We start from the raw sequence: 1,465 nt of genomic DNA on the forward strand, positions 1-1,465 counted from the left end.
TGGTTGCGGGGGCAGGATTTGAACCTGCGGCCTTCAGGTTATGAGCCTGACGAGCTACCGGGCTGCTCTACCCCGCGGCATTTTTTGCGGATCGTTCTGATACGCACTGCTTCGTTCTTGAGAGACGGATCGCTTCTTTTCAGGTCTGGCGGTGACCTACTCTCCCACGTCTTTTGACGCAGTACCATTGGCGCGACGGCACTTAACGGCCGAGTTCGGGATGGGATCGGGTGTTTTGCTCGTGCTTTGGCCACCAGACCGGAAAAGGAGCGATCGGCGTTTTCCGGTTCTTCTGGGAACCTGGAAAGACATTGTCCAAGGATGCTTTTGGAAGAAGGTCTGTCTTCTTCCGGATCAAATCAAGCCAATCGAGCCATTAGTACCGGTCAACTGAACGCATTGCTGCGCTTACATCTCCGGCCTATCGACGTGGTGGTCTTCCACGGCTCTCAAGGGATACCTTGTTTTGAGGGGGGCTTCACGCTTAGATGCCTTCAGCGTTTATCCTGTCCGTTCATAGCTACCCAGCACTGCCGTTGGCACGACAACTGGTCCACCAGTGGAACGTTCACCCCGGTCCTCTCGTACTAGGGGCAACTCCTCTCAAGTATCCTACACCCACGGCAGATAGGGACCGAACTGTCTCACGACGTTCTAAACCCAGCTCACGTACCTCTTTAAATGGCGAACAGCCATACCCTTGGGACCTGCTCCAGCCCCAGGATGAGATGAGCCGACATCGAGGTGCCAAACGATGCCGTCGATATGGACTCTTGGGCATCATCAGCCTGTTATCCCCAGCGTACCTTTTATCCGTTGAGCGATGGCCCTTCCACTCGGGACCACCGGATCACTATGGCCGACTTTCGTCTCTGCTCGACTTGTCAGTCTTGCAGTCAGGCTGGCTTCTGCCATTGCACTCAACGAGCGATTTCCGACCGCTCTGAGCCAACCTTCGCGCGCCTCCGTTACTCTTTGGGAGGCGACCGCCCCAGTCAAACTACCCACCACGCAGGGTCCCGGACCCGGATAACGGGCCGCGGTTAGACATCAAGAGTGCGAAGGGTGGTATCTCAAGGATGGCTCCACGGGAACTGGCGTCCCCGCTTCGATGCCTACCACCTATCCTGCACATCGCAATCCTGATGCCAGTGCGAAGCTATAGTAAAGGTGCATGGGGTCTTTCCGTCTAACCGCGGGAAGTCTGCATCTTCACAGACAATTCAATTTCGCTGAGTCCACATTTGAGACAGCGGGGAAGTCGTTACGCCATTCGTGCAGGTCGGAACTTACCCGACAAGGAATTTCGCTACCTTAGGACCGTTATAGTTACGGCCGCCGTTTACCGGGGCTTCAATTCAAGGCTTGCACCTCTCCTTTTAACCTTCCGGCACCGGGCAGGCGTCAGACCCTATACGTCGCCTTACGGCTTCGCAGAGCCCTGTGTTTTTAGTAAACAGTCGCC

Annotated in this window: 1 tRNA gene and 2 rRNA genes; all 3 read right to left on the reverse strand. The window is 55.7% G+C overall.

The features are described from left to right. A tRNA-Met gene (locus tag L632_RS0121160) sits at positions 1-77 on the reverse strand. Positions 78-143: 66 nt separating this feature from the next. Further along, positions 144-258, reverse strand: a 5S ribosomal RNA gene (rrf, locus tag L632_RS0121165). 97 nt (positions 259-355) lie between these two features. Continuing rightward, positions 356-1,465 (reverse strand): 23S ribosomal RNA (locus tag L632_RS0121170); the annotation flags it as partial.

Source organism: Paracoccus sp. J39 (assembly GCF_000518925.1).
Lineage (GTDB): Bacteria > Pseudomonadota > Alphaproteobacteria > Rhodobacterales > Rhodobacteraceae > Paracoccus.